The sequence below is a fragment of the Novosphingobium sp. BL-S-21 genome, assembly GCF_055521655.1.
In genome coordinates this window covers 1,728,815-1,745,944 of sequence record NZ_CM145495.1, presented here as the reverse complement: position 1 = coordinate 1,745,944, position 17,130 = coordinate 1,728,815, and the positions used below count along the sequence as shown (strand labels likewise).

General features: G+C 68.4%; 17 protein-coding genes and 1 riboswitch. Of the genes, 15 read left to right on the top strand and 2 right to left on the bottom strand.

What is annotated here, in order from left to right; all coding sequences use genetic code 11:
- Positions 1-92: 92 nt before the first annotated feature.
- Positions 93-320: riboswitch (cobalamin riboswitch) on the top strand.
- 176 nt (positions 321-496) lie between these two features.
- The 4 genes from ACZ1J6_RS06910 to cobJ are packed head-to-tail and all read left to right on the top strand — an operon-like array spanning position 497 to position 3,752.
- On the top strand, positions 497-1,630 hold the full coding sequence (locus tag ACZ1J6_RS06910) for a cobalamin biosynthesis protein CobG (RefSeq protein WP_465127177.1): 1,134 nt from the start codon (positions 497-499) through the stop codon (positions 1,628-1,630).
- Positions 1,631-2,260 carry a precorrin-8X methylmutase gene (locus tag ACZ1J6_RS06905; protein WP_431568233.1) on the top strand — a complete coding sequence of 210 codons (630 nt, stop codon included), beginning with the start codon at positions 1,631-1,633 and terminating at the stop codon, positions 2,258-2,260.
- Positions 2,257-3,006, top strand: a complete 750-nt coding sequence (gene cobI, locus ACZ1J6_RS06900; protein WP_134093657.1) for a precorrin-2 C(20)-methyltransferase — start codon at positions 2,257-2,259, stop codon at positions 3,004-3,006. The genes ACZ1J6_RS06905 and cobI overlap by 4 nt, the downstream gene beginning before the upstream one ends.
- Positions 3,003-3,752, top strand: a complete 750-nt coding sequence (gene cobJ / locus ACZ1J6_RS06895; RefSeq protein ID WP_431568232.1) for a precorrin-3B C(17)-methyltransferase — start codon at positions 3,003-3,005, stop codon at positions 3,750-3,752. The genes cobI and cobJ overlap by 4 nt, the downstream gene beginning before the upstream one ends.
- Here the strand turns inward: cobJ and ACZ1J6_RS06890 are convergent.
- Positions 3,728-4,477: a cobalt-precorrin-6A reductase gene (locus tag ACZ1J6_RS06890; RefSeq protein WP_465127176.1), complete on the bottom strand. Its 750-nt coding sequence runs from the start codon at positions 4,475-4,477 to the stop codon at positions 3,728-3,730. The genes cobJ and ACZ1J6_RS06890 overlap by 25 nt on opposite strands.
- Between ACZ1J6_RS06890 and cbiE the strand changes: the two genes are divergently transcribed.
- The 10 genes from cbiE (at position 4,476) to ACZ1J6_RS06840 (ending at position 13,249) form a co-directional block, all read left to right on the top strand.
- Positions 4,476-5,681, top strand: a complete 1,206-nt coding sequence (gene cbiE / locus ACZ1J6_RS06885) for a precorrin-6y C5,15-methyltransferase (decarboxylating) subunit CbiE (RefSeq protein ID WP_431568231.1) — start codon at positions 4,476-4,478, stop codon at positions 5,679-5,681. The genes ACZ1J6_RS06890 and cbiE overlap by 2 nt on opposite strands.
- Positions 5,663-6,043 carry a cobalamin biosynthesis protein gene (locus ACZ1J6_RS06880; protein ID WP_431568230.1) on the top strand — a complete coding sequence of 127 codons (381 nt, stop codon included), beginning with the start codon at positions 5,663-5,665 and terminating at the stop codon, positions 6,041-6,043. The genes cbiE and ACZ1J6_RS06880 overlap by 19 nt, the downstream gene beginning before the upstream one ends.
- Positions 6,040-6,849 (top strand): precorrin-4 C(11)-methyltransferase, encoded by an 810-nt coding sequence (gene cobM, locus ACZ1J6_RS06875; protein WP_132270064.1) that lies wholly within the window; start codon positions 6,040-6,042, stop codon positions 6,847-6,849. The genes ACZ1J6_RS06880 and cobM overlap by 4 nt, the downstream gene beginning before the upstream one ends.
- Complete coding sequence (gene cobF / locus ACZ1J6_RS06870; RefSeq protein WP_132270065.1) at positions 6,846-7,616, top strand: precorrin-6A synthase (deacetylating); 771 nt, start codon at positions 6,846-6,848, stop codon at positions 7,614-7,616. Before cobM ends, cobF begins: the two co-directional genes overlap by 4 nt.
- Before the next feature lie 91 nt (positions 7,617-7,707).
- Positions 7,708-7,926, top strand: a complete 219-nt coding sequence (locus tag ACZ1J6_RS06865) for a ParD-like family protein (RefSeq protein WP_314468591.1) — start codon at positions 7,708-7,710, stop codon at positions 7,924-7,926.
- Positions 7,923-8,723, top strand: coding sequence for a type I methionyl aminopeptidase (gene map / locus ACZ1J6_RS06860; RefSeq protein WP_465127175.1), 801 nt, complete (start codon positions 7,923-7,925; stop codon positions 8,721-8,723). Before ACZ1J6_RS06865 ends, map begins: the two co-directional genes overlap by 4 nt.
- 147 nt (positions 8,724-8,870) lie before the next feature.
- Positions 8,871-11,111, top strand: a complete 2,241-nt coding sequence (locus ACZ1J6_RS06855; RefSeq protein WP_465127174.1) for a catalase — start codon at positions 8,871-8,873, stop codon at positions 11,109-11,111.
- 159 nt (positions 11,112-11,270) lie between these two features.
- Positions 11,271-11,693, top strand: coding sequence for a hypothetical protein (locus tag ACZ1J6_RS06850; protein ID WP_132269235.1), 423 nt, complete (start codon positions 11,271-11,273; stop codon positions 11,691-11,693).
- 63 nt (positions 11,694-11,756) lie between these two features.
- Complete coding sequence (yaaA, locus tag ACZ1J6_RS06845; protein WP_132269236.1) at positions 11,757-12,509, top strand: peroxide stress protein YaaA; 753 nt, start codon at positions 11,757-11,759, stop codon at positions 12,507-12,509.
- Positions 12,506-13,249 carry an SDR family NAD(P)-dependent oxidoreductase gene (locus ACZ1J6_RS06840; protein ID WP_431567709.1) on the top strand — a complete coding sequence of 248 codons (744 nt, stop codon included), beginning with the start codon at positions 12,506-12,508 and terminating at the stop codon, positions 13,247-13,249. The genes yaaA and ACZ1J6_RS06840 overlap by 4 nt, the downstream gene beginning before the upstream one ends.
- Before the next feature lie 53 nt (positions 13,250-13,302).
- Here ACZ1J6_RS06840 and ACZ1J6_RS06835 read toward each other — a convergent pair whose 3' ends face one another.
- The gene (locus tag ACZ1J6_RS06835; protein WP_132269239.1) at positions 13,303-13,656 is read right to left on the bottom strand and encodes a VOC family protein; all 354 of its coding nucleotides are present in this window, start codon (positions 13,654-13,656) and stop codon (positions 13,303-13,305) included.
- Between the two features lie 220 nt (positions 13,657-13,876).
- Between ACZ1J6_RS06835 and ACZ1J6_RS06830 the strand changes: the two genes are divergently transcribed.
- On the top strand, positions 13,877-17,041 hold the full coding sequence (locus tag ACZ1J6_RS06830; RefSeq protein ID WP_431567710.1) for a glycoside hydrolase family 2 TIM barrel-domain containing protein: 3,165 nt from the start codon (positions 13,877-13,879) through the stop codon (positions 17,039-17,041).
- Positions 17,042-17,130 lie beyond the last annotated feature (89 nt).

Sequence of the window (17,130 nt, the reverse complement as noted above, 5' to 3'; positions counted from 1 at the left end):
CGTCCCTGTTTGGACGTGGCTCCATGAGACTTGCGGATCGGCATTTCCTGCGTTAGCGCCCCGGTGCCCGCCCGATCCGTCAGGATCGGCGGGCAAGATCGCGCCGGTGCCTCGAACGAGGCTTAATAGGGAACGCGGTGAGAGGGTTCGTCCCTCGAATCCGCGGCTGTCCCTGCAACTGTGAGCGGTGAGCAAGATGCCGTGGCTTCCCCCGGGGAGCCGGCCACTGGATCGCGGGCGCCCGGCGCCACGGACCGGGAAGGCCGAGCATCGCGCTTTGACCCGCAAGCCAGGAGACCTGCCGGCGCATCGGTCGCTCTTGCCCTGGCCCAGGGATAGGCCAAGGCTCGGTACTCCGCGTGAGCGACGAAGCCGTGCGGCTGGGGCTGCATCGGCGCGCAGGACGGGCGTTCATCGCGCCCGCCCGTCGTTGCGTGCGGACCGACGCCCGTCGGCAAGCCCCGGTCATCGTCGCTGCGCGCGAGAGGATGATGCCGTGGGGCAGGATGAAACGCGCGTCCCGATGACAGGCTTCGCCTTGCGCGGATGGTGCCCGGATGCCTGGCGTCCGATGATGGCCGGAGACGGGCTGATCGTGCGCGTGAAGCCCCGGCTGGCGCGCCTGACCGCGGCCGAGATCGCGGTGCTTGCTGATCTGGCGCGCCGTTTCGGCAGCGGTGCGATAGACATCACCAATCGCGCCAATCTCCAGATCCGCGGTGTCCGCGAGCAGGGCTGGCAGGATCTGCTGCGCGCCCTGGTCGACCGGGGCCTGGTCGATTCCGACGCTGCTCTGGAGGGGCGGCGCAACCTCCTTGTCGCACCCGGCTGGGATCGCGGGGACGATACCGCGCGGATCGCGGAAGAACTCCTGGGCCGTCTGGGCGAGTTGCCCGAATTGCCCGGAAAGATGGGCATCGCGGTCGATGCCGGCCCCGTCGCCACGCTGCTGGACAGCCCTGCGGATTTCCGCATCGAGCGCGCGGAAGCCGGCGGCCTGCTGCTCCGCCTCGACGGGCGCGAGAGCGGGGTTTCCATCCTGCCGGAAGAGGCCACAGACCGCCTGATCGCGCTCGCGCACTGGTTCGTGGAGACAGGCGGCGCCGCTGCCCGCCGGGCCTCGCGCCACACGGCCGCTCTTCCACAATGGGCGCGGGGGGATGGCCGTCCCGCCGTCGGAGCCGCTGCGCCGCATGGCTACGGGGTGCCGTTCGGGCGGATCGAGGGGGAGGCAATGGTGCGGCTGATGGCAGCGACCGGCGCTGCGGCGCTTCGCGTTACGTCTTGGCGGCAGCTTCTGGCCGAATCCGAGGTGCGAGAGCCGGTGGAGGGCTTCATTCGCGATCCCGGCGACCCGCTGCTGCGCGCCGATGCCTGTCCGGGCGCGCCGACATGCCCGCAGGCGACGGTCGAAACGCGCGAACTGGCGCGCCGGTTGGCGCCGCATGTGTCCGGGCGCCTGCACGTTTCCGGCTGCGCGAAAGGCTGCGCGCGCGCACGACCGAGCGACGTGGTCCTGACCGGGCGCGACGGCGTCTTCGACCTCGCCCTCCGTGGCCGCGCGGGCGACCCGCCGACGCTGGGCGGCCTTTCTCCCGACCATGTCCTTGCTCATTTCGGAGCCTCATGAATGGCGCATATCTACGAAAAGGATGGCGCGGCCATCTATCGCCAGTCGTTTGCGACGATCCGCGCCGAGGCGGACCTCGCCGCCTTTCCCGCTGACGAGGAGCGCATCGCGGTCCGCATGATCCACGCCTCGGGGCTGGTGGAGCTGGCGCGGCACATCCGCTTCTCGCCCGGATTCGCCCGCGCGGCGATGGCGGCGCTGGAGGCGGGTGCGCCGATCCTGTGCGATGCGCGCATGGTGGGCGAAGGGATCACTCGCGCCCGGCTTCCCGCGGACAATGCGGTGATCTGCACGCTCCAGGATCCGCAAGTCCCGCAAATGGCGCAGGCGATGGCCAATACCCGCTCGGCGGCGGCGCTCGAACTCTGGCCGCCGCACCTTGGCGGGGCCGTGGTGGCCATCGGCAATGCGCCCACCGCGCTGTTCCACTTGCTCGACATGCTGGAGGACCCCGATTGCCCGCGCCCGGCAGCGATCATTGGCTGTCCCGTCGGCTTCGTGGGGGCGGCCGAGTCCAAGGCCGCCCTCTGGGATGCCTGCCCGGTGCCCTGCTGCATCGTCGAAGGAAGGCTGGGCGGCAGCGCGATCACCGTGGCCGCGGTCAACGCCATCGCGAGCAGCGCGGAATGAGCGTGGGAACCGTACACGGCGTCGGACTGGGCCCCGGCGCGCAGGACCTGCTGAGCGTTCGCGCCGACCGATTGGTGCGCGGAGCCAGGCATGTCGCCTATTTCCGCAAGGCCGGCCGGCCCGGTCAGGCGCGGCGGATCGTCGAGGGCATGCTCCGCGCCGATGTCGTCGAGCATGCGATGGAATATCCGGTGACCACGGAGATTCCGCTGGGAGACCCGCGCTACAACGCCTGCCTTTCCCGCTTCTACGCAAGCTGGACCGAGCAACTGGCGAAGCTCGTCCGCGAGGGCGAGGATGTCGTGGTGCTCTGCGAGGGCGACCCCTTCTTCTACGGCTCGTTCATGCACCTCTATACCCGCCTGGCCGAAGCAGGGGGCCATGCAGGGCCGGCACCGGTGCCGGTCGCCGTCGTGCCGGGGATCACCGGAATGTCGGGCGCCTGGACGGCATGCGGCGCGCCGATGACCTGGGGCGACGATGTCCTCACCGTCCTCACCGCCACGCTACCGGAGGCAGATCTGGCGCGGCGCATTCGCGATACCGACGCGCTCGTGGTCATGAAGATCGGCCGCAACCTGGCCAAGCTGCGCCGCGCCGTCATCGCTGCCGGGCGCGAGGGGGAGGCCTGGCTGGTGGAGCATGCCGCGATGGCCGAGCAGCGGGTGACGCCGCTCGCCGAGGCGGAAGCCGTGACGCCCTACTTCTCGATCCTGCTGATCCACGGACAGGGGCGCCGGCCATGAGCGGCTGGCTCGCCATCGCCGGGCTGGGGCCGGGCGACGAGGCGCTCGTCACGCCCGAGGCCTCTGCGGCCCTGAATGCCGCCACCGACGTGATCGGCTACGGCCCTTATGTCGCCCGGGTGGCGCCGCGCGCGGGCCTGCGCTTCCATGCCAGCGACAACCGCGTCGAATTGGAGCGCGCGGCCCATGCGCTTTCGCTCGCGGCCGAGGGGCAGCGCGTGGTGGTGGTCTCCTCCGGGGATCCGGGCGTCTTCGCCATGGCGGCGGCCGTGTACGAGGCCTGGGAGCAGGGCCCTGCCGACTGGCGCGAACTCGATATCCGGGTCTTGCCGGGCATCACCGCCATGCTGGCGGCGAGCGCGCGGGCGGGCGCGCCGCTGGGCCATGACTTCTGCGCCATCAACCTTTCCGATAATCTCAAGCCCTGGGCACTCATTGAGCGCCGATTGCGGCTGGCGGCGGAAGCGGACTTCGCCATGGCCTTCTACAACCCGCGCTCGAAGGCGCGGCCGGAAGGTTTCGCGCGCGTCCTTGAGATCCTGCGCGAGGCTTGCGGGCCAGAGCGCCCGATCCTTTTCGCCCGCGCCGTCTCCACGCCCGAGGAAGTCCTGACCTTCGTGCCGCTGGCCGAGGCGCGGGCGGAGATGGCGGACATGCGCACCATGGTCATCGTCGGATCGAGCCGCACCCGGCTTGTGGCGCGAGACCGGGGCCCGGTGCTCTACACGCCGCGGTGGGCGGAATGAGCGAGCCAGTCCAGCACTTGCTCCACCCGTTCCAGCGCGCGGCGGGGCGGGATCGCGGGGCGGTCTATCATCGTCACGGCAAGCCCCAGCTCCCGCGCGGCATCGAGCTTGGCCGACGCGCCGGAGCCGCCCGCGTTCTTGCAGACCAGCAGGTCGATCCGGTGCGCACGGAGCAAGTCCGTGTCGCGCTCCGGCGTGAAGGGTCCGCGGTCGATCACGAGGTCGTGATGCGGCAGGGACGGCGCTTCGGTGGGTGCATCCACGAAGCGCAGCAGATAGCGGTGCTGGGGCTGGGCCGCGAAAGCCTCGACGTGCATCCGGCCGAGCGCCAGCATCACCCGGCGCGGCGGACCCTCCAGGCTGGCGACGGCGGCGGCAAGGTCTGGGACCCGGTGCCAGCGATCCCCGCCGCGCGGTGCCCAGGGCGCCCGCGTCAGCGCCGCCAGCGCAATGCCGGCGGCCTTGGCGGCGACAATGGCATGAGCGCTCATCGTGGCCGCGAAGGGATGGGTAGCGTCGACCAGATGGGTGACGGCGGTTTCGCGCAGATAGCGCTCCAGCCCGGCAATGCCGCCGAAGCCGCCCACGCGGACCGGCACCGGCTGGCTTCGCGGGCTGGCCACCCGTCCGGCATAGCTCAGCACGGCTTCGATCTCGCGCTCGGCCAATGCCGCGGCGAGGGCGCTCGCCTGGGTGGTGCCGCCCAGAATGAGGACGCGGGTCATGTCTGAAGCTCCCCAAAAGCCATGGCTGACGATCGTCGGTATCGGCGAGGACGGTCTGTCCGGCCTCGGCGAGGCGGCGCGCGCCGCCCTTGCGGCGGCCGAAGTGGTGACCGGCGCCGCCCGCCACCTCGGCCTGCTGGCGGGGCTTAGTGCGGAATGTCGGACATGGCCAGTGCCGTTCGAGAGCGGGCTGGCCGCGCTGCTGGCGCTGCGGGGGCGGCAGGTGGTCATGCTGGCTTCCGGCGATCCGTTCTGGTTCGGCGCGGGTTCGGTGGTGACACGGGCGCTCGACCGCTCGGAATGGACCGCGCACCCTGTGCCCTCGACTTTCGCCCTCGCGGCCTCGCGGCTGGGCTGGCCGGTCGAGGCGACACCGTGTCTGGGGCTCCACGCGGCGCCGCTGTCGCGGTTGCGTCCGCACCTTGCGCCGGGGCAGCGGGCCTTGGTGCTGTTGCGCGAGGGGGCGGCTGCCGCGGAACTGGCCGATTATCTCGCGGCGGAAGGGTTCGGGGCATCGCAGCTCACGGTGCTCGAAGCGCTGGGCGGCCCGCGCGAACGGATCCGGCAGGCGGCGGCCGAGGGCTTCGATCTGACCGACGTGGCTCATCCCGTCGCCGTGGGCGTGCTCTGTGCGGGGGAAGGCCGCGTCCTGCCCCGGACGTCCGGACGCGGCGATGACTGGTTCGCGAACGACGGGCAGATCAGCAAGCGCCCGCTGCGCGCCCTGGCGCTCTCGGCGCTCGCGCCCCGGCCCGGCGAGATGCTTTGGGACATCGGCACGGGATCGGGCTCGATCGCGATAGAATGGCTGCTCACTCACCGCGACATGCGGGCCGTGGGCTTCGAGGTCGATCGCGAGCGCGCGGCGCGGGCGCGGGGCAATGCCCTGGCGCTGGGCGTCGATCATCTGCGCGTGGTGGAAGGACGCGCCCCTGAGGTGCTGGAAAACCAGCCCCTGCCGGATGCCGTCTTCGTGGGCGGCGGGCTGGGGACGCCCCTGCTGGAGCGGCTCTGCGGTCTCCCCGCTGGCACCCGGCTGGTGGCCCATGCCGTCACGCTGGAAAGCGAGGCTCTGCTGGCCAGGGTCCATGGCGAGGTGGGCGGCACGCTGCTGCGCATCGAACTGGCGCAGGCCGCGCCGCTGGGCACGCGGCGCGGCTGGAAAGCCCACTATCCCGTCGTACAATGGAGCGTGACCTTGTGATCGTGGCCGGCTTCGGATTTCGCGCAGGCGCATCCCTCTCCTCCTTGCGTGACGCTCTGGCGCGGGCCTGCGCGGATGGCGCCGAACCGGACGTTCTGACCGCGCCTGCCGACAAGATCGCGCCGCTGCGCTTGCTTGCTCAGGAGCGACAGGTTCCGGCAGTCCCCGTCGCTGGCGAAGCGCTGGAAGCGGCGGCGACGGTGACTCTGTCCGCCGCCAGCCTTGCCGCTCGCCGTACCGGCAGCGTTGCCGAAGCCTCGGCCCTGGCGGCGGCCGGTCCCGGCGCCCGGTTGCTGACGGCCCGCCATATCTCGTCCGATCGCATGGCCACTTGCGCCATGGCCCAGGGAGCCAGTTCATGACCGTACACTTCATCGGCGCCGGTCCGGGCGCGCCAGACCTGCTGACCTTGCGCGGCCGCGACCTGATCGCGTCGAGCCCGGTGTGCCTCTATGCGGGCTCGCTGGTGCCCGCTGCCGTGCTGGAGCATTGCCCGCCCGGCGCGCGGATCGTGAACACCGCGTCCCTGGATCTCGACGCGATCCTCGCGGAGATCGCGCAGGCCCATGCCGAGGGCCATGACGTGGCCCGTCTCCATTCCGGCGACCCCTCGATCTGGTCCGCCATGGGCGAGCAGATCCGCCGCCTTCGCGCGCTGCGCATCCCCATCAGCGTGACGCCGGGCGTACCGGCCTTCGCCGCCGCTGCGGCGGCGCTGGAGACCGAGTTGACGGTGCCGCGTCTGGCGCAGTCGCTGGTGCTGACGCGGACACCGGGCCGGGCCAGCGCGATGCCGGAGCGCGAAAGCCTTTCCGCCTTCGCCGCGACCGGCAGCACTCTGGCGATCCACCTTTCGATCCACAACCTTGCCGCGGTGGTCGCGGATCTCGTGCCACACTACGGCGCGGATTGCCCGGTGGCGGTGGTCTGGCGGGCGAGCTGGCCGGACGAGAAAGTCGTGCGGGCGCGGCTGGACGGTGTGGAGCAAGCCGTGGCGGGAACGATGGAGCGCACCGCCCTCATCCTGGTGGGACGGGCTCTGGACGTGGAAGAGGGCGTGGCGGCGGAAAGCAGCCTCTATGCCCCCGACTACGATCGCCGCTTCCGGCCGCAATCGGCGCAATCGCCTTTCGCTTCCTCGGGCTTGGCCGGGGAGCTGGAGCCATGACCGGCACGGTGGATCTTCACCTGATCGGCATCGGCACCGGCAACACGGACCACCTGACGCTTGCGGCCATCCGCGCGATGAACGGGGCGGACCTGATCCTGCTGCCCCGCAAGGGCGAGGCGAAGTCCGATCTGCTCGATCTGCGCCGGTCGATCTGCGACAGCGTGCTGACGGAAGAGACGCGGGTCGTGGAGTTCGATCTCCCCGTCCGTTCGGAAAACCCGCCCTACCTCGAAGCCGTGGATGCCTGGCACGCCGCGATTGCCGAGGTCTGGGCGAGTCAGATCGACCGGCACCTGCCGGAAGGCGGCACGCTGGCGCTGCTGGTCTGGGGCGACCCCTCGCTATACGACAGCACCCTTCGGATCGCGGAGCGGCTGCAGCGCGGGGGGCGGGCGCTGAGGGTTCATGTCGTGCCGGGCATCACCAGCATCCAGGTCCTCACGGCGGCTCACGGCATTGCGCTGAACGGTCTGGGAGCGCCCGTGACGATCACGACGGGACGGCGCCTGCGCGACGGCGGATGGCCAGCCGACGCGGAAACCCTGGTGGTCATGCTCGACGGCACTTGCGCCTTCGCCGCGCTGCCGCCGGAGGGCCTGTCGATCTGGTGGGGCGCTTACCTCGGCATGCCGCAACAATGCCTGATCGCGGGCGACCTAACGCAAATCGGCCCGCAGATCGTGCGTCGCCGTGCCGCGCTTCGTGCGGAGCATGGCTGGATCATGGATGTCTACTTGCTGCGAAAGTCCGGTTCAGACGCCTAGCCCGGAAGAAGCTGCCCCTTGCCCGAACTCGTCGGCTTGCATATGAACCATTTATGATTCGTATATGTTTCATATGGTAAAGGCCGGTTGCATGGGTATCGTCAATATCGAGGATGAGCTGCACGACCAGCTCCGCAAGGCCAGCAAGGCGTCCTATCGTTCGATCAACGCGCAGGCGGCTTTCTGGATCAGGATCGGCATGCTCTGTGAGTTGAACCCCCAGCTCACGTTCCAGCAGATCGTCATTCGCGAACTCAGGGAGGCGGGAGTCGACCCTGACGATCTGGCCTGCGGGGCGCGCGTGCCATGATCAAGACGCCGGAGGAAATCGAACTCATGGCCGAATCCGGCCGTCTTCTGGCATCGGTGTTCACGTTCCTCGATGGACAGCCGCTCGCCGGGCGGACGACGATGGAGATCAACGACCTGGTGGAGCACATGATCGTCCACCCACTGGCGGCGCGGCCCGCCAGCAAGGGGCAGTACGGCTATGGCTATGTGCTGAACTGCTCCCGCAATGATGTCGTGTGCCACGGGGTCCCTTCCGAGACCGAGACGTTGCGGGCGGGAGACATCGTCAATTTCGACATCACCCTTGAAAAGAACGGCTTCATTGCCGATTCCAGCAAGACTTATGCCGTCGGCGAGATCGCGCCTGCGGCCGCGCGTCTGGTGAAGACGACATATGAGGCCATGTGGAAAGGCATCCAGGCGGTTCGGCCCGGTGCGCGGCTGGGCGATGTCGGCCACGCCATCGAACATCACGCCAAGAAAGCCGGCTATTCGATCGTACGGGAATATTGCGGACACGGCATCGGCCGGGAAATGCACGAGAAGCCCGAAGTGCTCCATTTCGGCCGGCCGGGTACCGGCGTGAGACTGGAAGAAGGCATGGTCTTCACGATCGAGCCGATGCTGAACCAGGGACGGCGCCTGGTCCGCACAGAGGATGACGGTTGGACGGTGGTGACGGTGGACGGCAAGCTGTCCGCCCAGTTCGAGCACACGGTGGCAGTCACCCGGAATGGCGTGCGCGTCCTCACCCTGCGGCCCGAGGAGAGGCTTCCGTCGCGCGGGAAGACCGCCTTGCGCCCGGCCCGGGCATAATCGCGATGACCTAGGTTAATTTCGGCGGATCGGCGGCAACTCCCCTTCGCGGGCGGGGTTATCGGGCACAGACACCGAGCATGCAGGTATGCTGAAGCGGCGGCCTGCGAGAGCATCGGTGCCATCTCATCCCAGCGAGGATAGCCCATGGCCAAGACCCCCACGAAAGCTTCCGCGAAGCGTGCACCTGCCCAGAAGAGCCCGTCGAAGACGCCATCGAAGAAGGCCCCATCCGACGTCACCGCCGCCGATATCGGCGGCGAAACGCCCGCCAAGGCCGACCCGGTTCCGGCTGACGCCGCGATCTCCCATAGCTACGCCGAGACGCAAGGATCCGGCGGAGAAACCCGCCAGAGCGCCGGGGAGGGCGTTGCGGCGCTGACGACCCAGCAGGGCGTGCCGGTTTCGGACGACCAGAACAGCCTGAAGCAGGGCGCGCGCGGGCCGACGCTTCTGGAAGACTTCCATTTCCGCGAGAAGATCTTCCACTTCGACCATGAGCGCATCCCCGAGCGTGTCGTCCACGCGCGCGGCTACGGCGCTCACGGCTACTTCGAATTGACGGATAGCCTGGCCGATGTCAGCCGGGCCGACGTGTTCCAGCGCGTCGGCGAGCGCACGCCCGCCTTCGTCCGCTTTTCCACCGTGGCCGGATCGAAGGGTTCGTTCGACCTCGCGCGGGACGTGCGCGGCTTTGCGGTCAAGATCTACACCCAGGAGGGCAACTGGGACCTGGTAGGCAACAACATCCCGGTCTTCTTCATCCAGGACGCGATGAAGTTCCCCGATCTCGTCCATGCCGCCAAGCCCGAACCGGATCGCAATTTCCCGCAGGCCCAGACCGCGCACGACAATTTCTGGGACTTCGTCAGCCTGACGCCGGAAAGCTTCCACATGATCATGTGGACCATGTCGGACCGCGCCATTCCGCGCTCTTTCCGCACCATGGAAGGCTTCGGCGTGCACACCTTCCGGTTGCTGGACGCCGAGGGCAAGTCCACGTTCGTCAAGTTCCACTGGAAGCCGAAGCAGGGGCTGCAATCGGTGGTCTGGAACGAGGCGGTCAAGATCAACGGCGCCGATCCGGACTTCCATCGCCGCGACTTGTGGGACGCCATCAACGCGGGTGACTTCCCCGAATGGGAACTGGGCGTCCAGTTGTTCGACGATGCCTTTGCCGACAGCTTCGACTTCGACGTGCTCGACGCCACCAAGCTCATCCCCGAGGAACTCGTGCCGATCCGCGTCGTCGGCCGCCTGGTGCTCGACCGGGTGGTGGACAACTTCTTCGCCGAGACCGAGCAAGTGGCCTTCTGCACCCAGAACGTGCCCCCGGGGATCGATTTCTCGAACGACCCGCTGCTTCAGGGCCGCAATTTCTCCTACCTCGACACCCAGATCAAGCGGCTGGGCGGACCCAACTTCACGCATATTCCGATCAACGCGCCCAAGTGCCCCATGGCTCATTTCCAGCAGGACGGGCACATGGCCATGCGCAATCCCAAGGGTCGGGCGAATTACGAACCGAACAGCTGGGGCGCCGAGCAGGGCGGCCCGCGCGAGGATCCCGTGCGCGGTTTCACCAGCTATGCCGAGACGGCAGATGGCCCGAAGCAGCGGGTGCGGTCGGAAACCTTCGCCGATCACTATAGCCAGGCACGGCAGTTCTTCGTGAGCCAGACGCCCGTCGAGCAGAAGCACATTGCCGATGCCCTCGTGTTCGAGCTGTCGAAAGTGGAGCGCCCGGACATTCGCGCGCGTACCGTCTCCCACCTGATCCGCATCGACCCCGGGCTGGCAGGCACCGTGGCCGATGGGCTGGGCCTGCCGTTGCCCGATCCCGCGGTCGCGGCGCGCGAGCCGATCGCGAACCTTCCCGCTTCGGACAAGCTGAGCATCGTCAAGAACGGTCCAGCGGACTTCAAGGGCCGCAAGCTGGGCATCCTCGTGAGTGACGGCGCCGACGCGGCGGTGCTCTCTGCCCTGCTCGAAGCGGTGGAGGCCGAGGGCGCCGTCTATGAGGTGGTTGCACCCAAAGTCGGCGGCGTGACGCTGTCGGACGGGACCCGTCTGGCCGCCAAGCACAAGATCGACGGCGGCCCCTCGGTGCTGTTCGATGCCGTGGCTCTGGTGGTGTCCGGGGAGGGCGCGGGGCTGCTCGCGATGGATGCGGCGGCGAAGGATTTCGTCACTGACGCCTTCGCGCATTGCAAGTTCATCGGTTACACCGGCGCGGCGGAGGCGATCTTCGCCAAGGCCGGGATCGCCGGCGATCTCGACGAGGCCTGCCTGAAACTGGACGGTGCAAAGGATGCCGGCGCCTTCCTCAAGGCCTGCCGCGCGCTGCGTCGCTGGCCGCGCGAAATGGCGGTCGATCTCGACGCGTAACGGGCTGGCGCAAACGCCGGTTTTCGCCGCGGCCCGGTCTCGGTTTCCCTGTTTGGAACCGGGCCGGGCCGCTGGTCGTTTCTCAGCCTCGACGCCGTTCCCGTTTGCGGATTAGTGTCATCCGCGAGCGACCCCGACGATTACCGAAGGAATCCATTTATGAGACGCATCCGCAACCTGTCCCTGCTGGCTTCCGCGCTTGTTCTGGTGCCTGTCAGCGTGCTGGCCCAACCGGAGCCCACTGCCGGCGCGCATCGTGAAAAGGTTGCAGGGCAGAGCGTGGCCGAGATGGGTCTGCCTCAGGGCGCCGAGGCGGGCGACGCAGAAGCGCGGCGCAAGGCACTGAACGAGCAGCAGGCGCAGGCGGCGCGGGCGCAAGTCGAGGACAACGTGGCGCGCGAACAGGCGCGTGAAGCCGCCATCGCCACGGAGACCGCGCGGCAGGACCGCGAGCAGGCGGCCTATGCCGAAGCCGTGCGCCAGCACGACGCGGCCGTGCAGGACTACCAGGCGGCCCGCACGACCTGGGAACGCGCCAATCCCGCCTGCAAGCGCAACGACCCGGTGAAGTGCCCCCGCTGACCGGGCTTCCGAGGCATGCGGGGCGGTTTGACGTGGTCGTCCGCCCCCGCTACCGCGCGATCGATGATCGCTCTCCTGTCTCCCGCGAAAACGCTCGATTTCGAGCGCGCCCTGCCGCCCCTTGCCGTCACCACCCCGCATTTCGCTGAGGAGGCGGGCAGCCTGGCACGGTCTGCGGCGAACCTGACGCAGAAGCGGCTTTCCGAGCTGATGCACATCTCGCCGCGTCTCGCCAAGCTCAACGCCGATCGCTTTCGCGACTTCGCGGAACTGCCCGAACGGCAGGCGCTCTTCGCTTTTGCCGGCGATGTCTACACCGGCTTCGAGGCGCATACCCTGGACGAGGCAGGGGTCGCCTTCGCGCAGGATCATGTTCGCATGCTTTCCGGCCTTTACGGACTCTTGCGCCCTCTCGACGCGATCCGGCCCTACCGACTGGAAATGGGCACGCGCTGGGCGCCGCGCCACAAGAGCCTGACCGACTGGTGGGGCAATCGCATCGCCGGGTTCCTGCTGGAGCAACTGGCGGAAGAGGGTTCGGAAACCGTGCTCAACCTGGCCAGCCAGGAGTATTTCGCGGCCGTCTCCGGAAAGTTGCCGGGCGTCCGGGTGATCGAGGTGGAGTTCCGTGAGCCCGGCCCGAACGGCCCGCGCTTCGTCAGCTTCAACGCCAAGCGCGCACGCGGCATGATGGCGCGCTGGCTTTGCGAACATCATGTCACCGAGATCGACGCTATGCGCGGTTTCGACAGCGACGGCTATCGCTTCGATGCCGCCGAGAGCGATGCCGACCGCTGGCGGTTCACGCGCTCGTGAGCAACGCGGGCCGGTCCTCCGCCGTCGTCATCGGCGCATCCGGCGGGATCGGCGCCGCGTTCGAGGCGGCCCTGATCGAGGAAGGCGCTTACGAGGTCGTCCATGGCTTCGCGCGATCGCGTACCGGAGCGGATCACCTCGACCTGCTTGACGAGGCCAGCATTGCCGCTGCCGCCGCCCGCGTGGCCGCAGGGCCGCCGCCGGGGCTGGTGATCGTGGCCACCGGGCTGCTCCACGAGGAGGACCACGGCCCGGAGAAGGCGCTGCGCGATCTCGATCCTGCATGGCTGGCCCGGCTCTATGCGGTCAATGCCATCGGGCCGGCGCTGGTGGCGAAGCATTTCCTGCCGCTCATGCCCAGGACGCGGACGGGACCGGGGGCGGGAACCGGCAGCAGGGCGCCATCGGTATTCGCGGCGCTCTCGGCCCGGGTCGGTTCGATCAGCGACAACCGGCTGGGCGGCTGGCACGGCTATCGTGCGTCGAAAGCGGCGCTCAACATGCTGGTGCGCAATCTCGCCATCGAGGAACGGCGCCGCAGCGAGCGCACCATCGTGGTGGCGCTCCATCCCGGCACGGTCGACACGGCCCTGTCGCGTCCGTTCCAGGGCAACGTTCCGGCCGGCAGCCTGTTCGATGCCGAACGCGCGGCGCTGCAGTTGCTGGACGTGATCGAAGAGCTGAAAGTGACTGACAGCGGCAAGCTCTTCGATTTCGAAGGCAAGGAAATCGCATTCTGAGGCAGGCCGGCCCAGGCTGAGGGGTCGGCAGGGATGGGGGCCGGACTTCGGGCCTAGTCGTCAGGTTGCCACAATTCTAGCGGGTTGCCTTCCGGATCATGGATGCGGGCGAAGCGGCCGACGCCCGGCATGTTCCATTCGGGATTGGTCGCCACGGCCACGCCCGAGGCCAGCAGCCGCGCGCAAAGCGCGTCGAGATCGTCCACCCGCAAGTTCAGCATCCACGCCTTTTCGGCCGCGAAATAGTCGCTATCGGCGGGGAAGGGTGCGAAAACACTTGGGCCGGCCTGGGTATCCCAGGCGCCATGCGGCGATGCGCCGACGCCGAGATGTTCGGCATACCAATTCTTCAGCGCCTCCGGGTCCTTCGCCCGGAAGAAGAAGCCGCCGATACCCGTCACGCCCATTCCCGTGCTCCCGATCCGAATGGCATGGCCATACCACAGTCCGCGCGGCTCAGCGAATGCTTCCTCGGCAGAGGAAAGCCGCTGCCCGCTGCCTTGCAATTCGCCTCACGAAGTATACGATATATCAAGCGGCCGGCTCGATCCGGCTTTCACGGTTTCATTCCCGCGAGGGGCGTCCCGGCGCGGGGCGGCCCGGTGGGAGTCGGCAAGGGGCGGATTGGTGCGACATTTCCTGAACAGCTGCGCGGTGGGCGGGCTCATGACCGGGCTCCTGCTGGCGCAAGCCGCCATGGCCCAGACCGCCACGACCCAGCCCGCCGCGGCGTCTCCGGCCGATCGTTCGGCCCCGGCAGAATGGGAACAGCCCCAGGTGGTCCGGCAAGGCGCCGAGCCCATGCGCACCACGTTCGACGGCTTCGAGACACGCGCCGGTGCCCTTTCGCGCGACGTGGCGAAATCGCGCTATCACTTGTCGCTGGACGGGGACTGGAAGTTCCATCTCTCCCCCACGCCGGAAAGCCGCCCGGCCGAATTCTTCAAGCCCGATTTCGACGTGAGCGGCTGGGGCACCATGAAAGTGCCGGGCATTCTCCAGGCCGATGGGCACGGCCGCCCGGTCTTCGTCGGCAGCGGCTATCCCTTCCCGCGCGACCAGCCATGGATCGACCATCGCCTCAATGAAGTCGGCTCCTATCGCCGCGACTTCACGGTGCCTGCGAACTGGTCCGGCCGCCGCCTCTTGCTGACGGTGGGCGCGGCGGGCGCGGCCTATTACATCTGGGTCAACGGCCAGCGCGTCGGTTACTCCGAGGATTCAAAGCTCCCCGCCGAGTTCGACGTGACCCGCTATGCCCATGCTGGCAGCAACACCGTCGCCATCGAACTCTACCGCTTCGCCGATGGCAGCTATCTGGAAGATCAGGACTTCTGGCGCGTCAACGGGATCGAGCGGAGCGTGACGCTCTACGCGGCGCCGGCCACGCATATCCGCGATCTCACGGTCGATGCCGGGCTGGAGAACGGTTATCGCGACGGCAAGCTGACCGTGAAAGTCGACCTGGCTGGCCAGTCCGAGGCGATGCGCCTGCGCGCGACGCTGCTCGACGGCAAGCGGGAAGTGCTGACGCGCGGCGGCACGGCGCAAGGGGGCACGGTGTCCCTTGAGGCGGGCGTTCCCGCGGTGCGGACATGGTCGGCCGAGGACCCGCAGCTCTACACATTGCTTGTCGAACTGCTCGACGCCGACGGCAAGCTGGTGGAGGCCACCAGCCGCCGCATCGGCTTCCGCACCGTGGAGATCGCCGGGGGCGAAGTGCGCGTGAACGGCAAGCGCGTGATGATCCGCGGCGTCAATCGCCACGAGCACGACCCGAAGACCTTCCACGTCGTCTCCGAAGAGACGATGCGCCGCGACATCGAACTGATGAAGGCGGCGAACGTCAATGCCGTGCGCACCTCGCACTATCCCAACGACCCGCGCTGGTACGACCTTGCCGACGAATATGGCCTCTACGTCATGGACGAGGCCAATATCGAGAGCCACGGCTACCTCAGCCTCTCGCAGGAACATGGCAACGATCCCCAGTACCTGCTGGGCAACGATCCCAAGTGGCAGGCCGCGCATCTCGACCGGGTGGAGCGCATGGTTCGGCGCGACCGCAACCACCCCTCGATCATCTTCTGGTCGCTGGGCAACGAGACCGGCATCGGCACCAATTTCGAAGCCGCCGCCAAGTGGGTGCGGGCGAACGATCCCAGCCGCCTGATCAACTTCCTCGGCTGGAGCATGAGCAACTGGCGCCACCCGGTGAACAGCTATGTCGACATCTTCGCGCCGATGTACGACGACGTGCCGAAGATGATCGACTACGCTCAGGACCCGGCGTTCACCCAGCCCCTGATCCTGTGCGAATATGCCCATTCGATGGGCAACAGCCTGGGCGATCTCCAGGGTTACTGGGATACGATGCGTCGCTACCCCAAGCTGCAGGGCGGCTTCATCTGGGACTGGGTGGACCAGACCATGGAGTTGAAGGACAAGGACGGGCGGGCCTATTGGGGTCAGGGCCTGGACTACGATCCCGATCCGAAGGACGGGGGCCTGCACGGCGACGACAGCCCGGTGGGCGACGGCGTGATCCAGTCCGACCGGACGCCCGATCCCGAATATTACGAACTCGCCAAGGTCCAGGCGCCCATCGCCTTCACCCACGATGCGGGCGGCTACCGCGTGGTCAATCGCCACGACCATATCGACCTTTCGCGCTTCACGCTCGACTGGACGGTCATGGAGAACGGCAAGGATGTCGCCAGCGGCGCTCTGGCGACGCCGGACGTGGCCGCGGGGGGATCTGCTGCGCTGGTGGTGCCGGTTCCGGCGGCCAGGAACGGCTCGGCCGAGCGCATCCTCGTGCTGCGTGCCCGCGCCAAGGCCGGCGCCGTGCCGACGCAGCCCGCCGGGCATGTGGTGGGCTGGGAGCAGTTCGCCTTGACCGCGCCGGCCGTCGTCGCGGCGGCGGCAGGCACGGTCGCGCCCAGTGAAACCGCATCTGCCATGCGCCTCGCCTCGGGCGATGCCGTGCTGGAGATCGACAAGGCGACCGGCCTCGTCACCCGCTACGCGCGCGGCGGCAAGCTGCTGCTTACGGGAGGAGCGCCCAATTTCTGGCGATCGCCCACTGACAACGATGTCGGCGCTGGCGTACCCAAGAGCCACGCTATGTGGCAGTATTTCTCCGAGCATCGCCGCGTCGAGGCGGTCGAGCGGGACGGCAATGCCGTGGTCGTGCGCCATGACATGGGTGTGGGCTCGGTGAAGACCGAAACGCGCTGGACCATGGCCGCCGACGGCTCGGTGGGGGTCACTGTCCATTTCGAGCCGCTGCGCGACACGCTGCCCGATCCGCTCCGCCTGGGCCTGGCTTTCGAGACGCCCGCCGTGCTCGACCAGGTTCGCTGGTTCGGCCGCGGTCCGCAGGAGACTTACGCCGATCGCAAGACCGGCGGCCTCGTCGCCCAGTGGCAGGGCACCCTCGCGGACCAGTTCCACGATTACGCAAGGCCGCAGGAATCGGGCAACAAGACCGACGTGCGCTGGATCGAACTGACAGGCGCCAGGACCGGACTTCGCGTCACCGGCGCGCAGCCGCTGTCGGTCAATGCGCTTGCTTTCCCTTATGCGGACCTCGCCATGAAGCCGCCCGGGCAGGCCCATAGCGCCGACATCCGCCCGCATGGCAACGGCACCCTGCTGATCGATGCGGCGCAGGCGGGCGTGGGCGGGGACACCGGCTGGAACCTCGATGGCCGGGCGCACATGCCCTATCGCATCGCGCTGAAGCCGCTGACATATGCGTTCACCATCGGCGCGCCGGGGCCCCGCTGAAGCGGCCGGCGGAACGCGCATGTGCCGTTTCGCAGGACGCTTCGTTTCTTGGCAGCAGCGGGATCCTAGTCGTGTTTCAGGATCCGTTG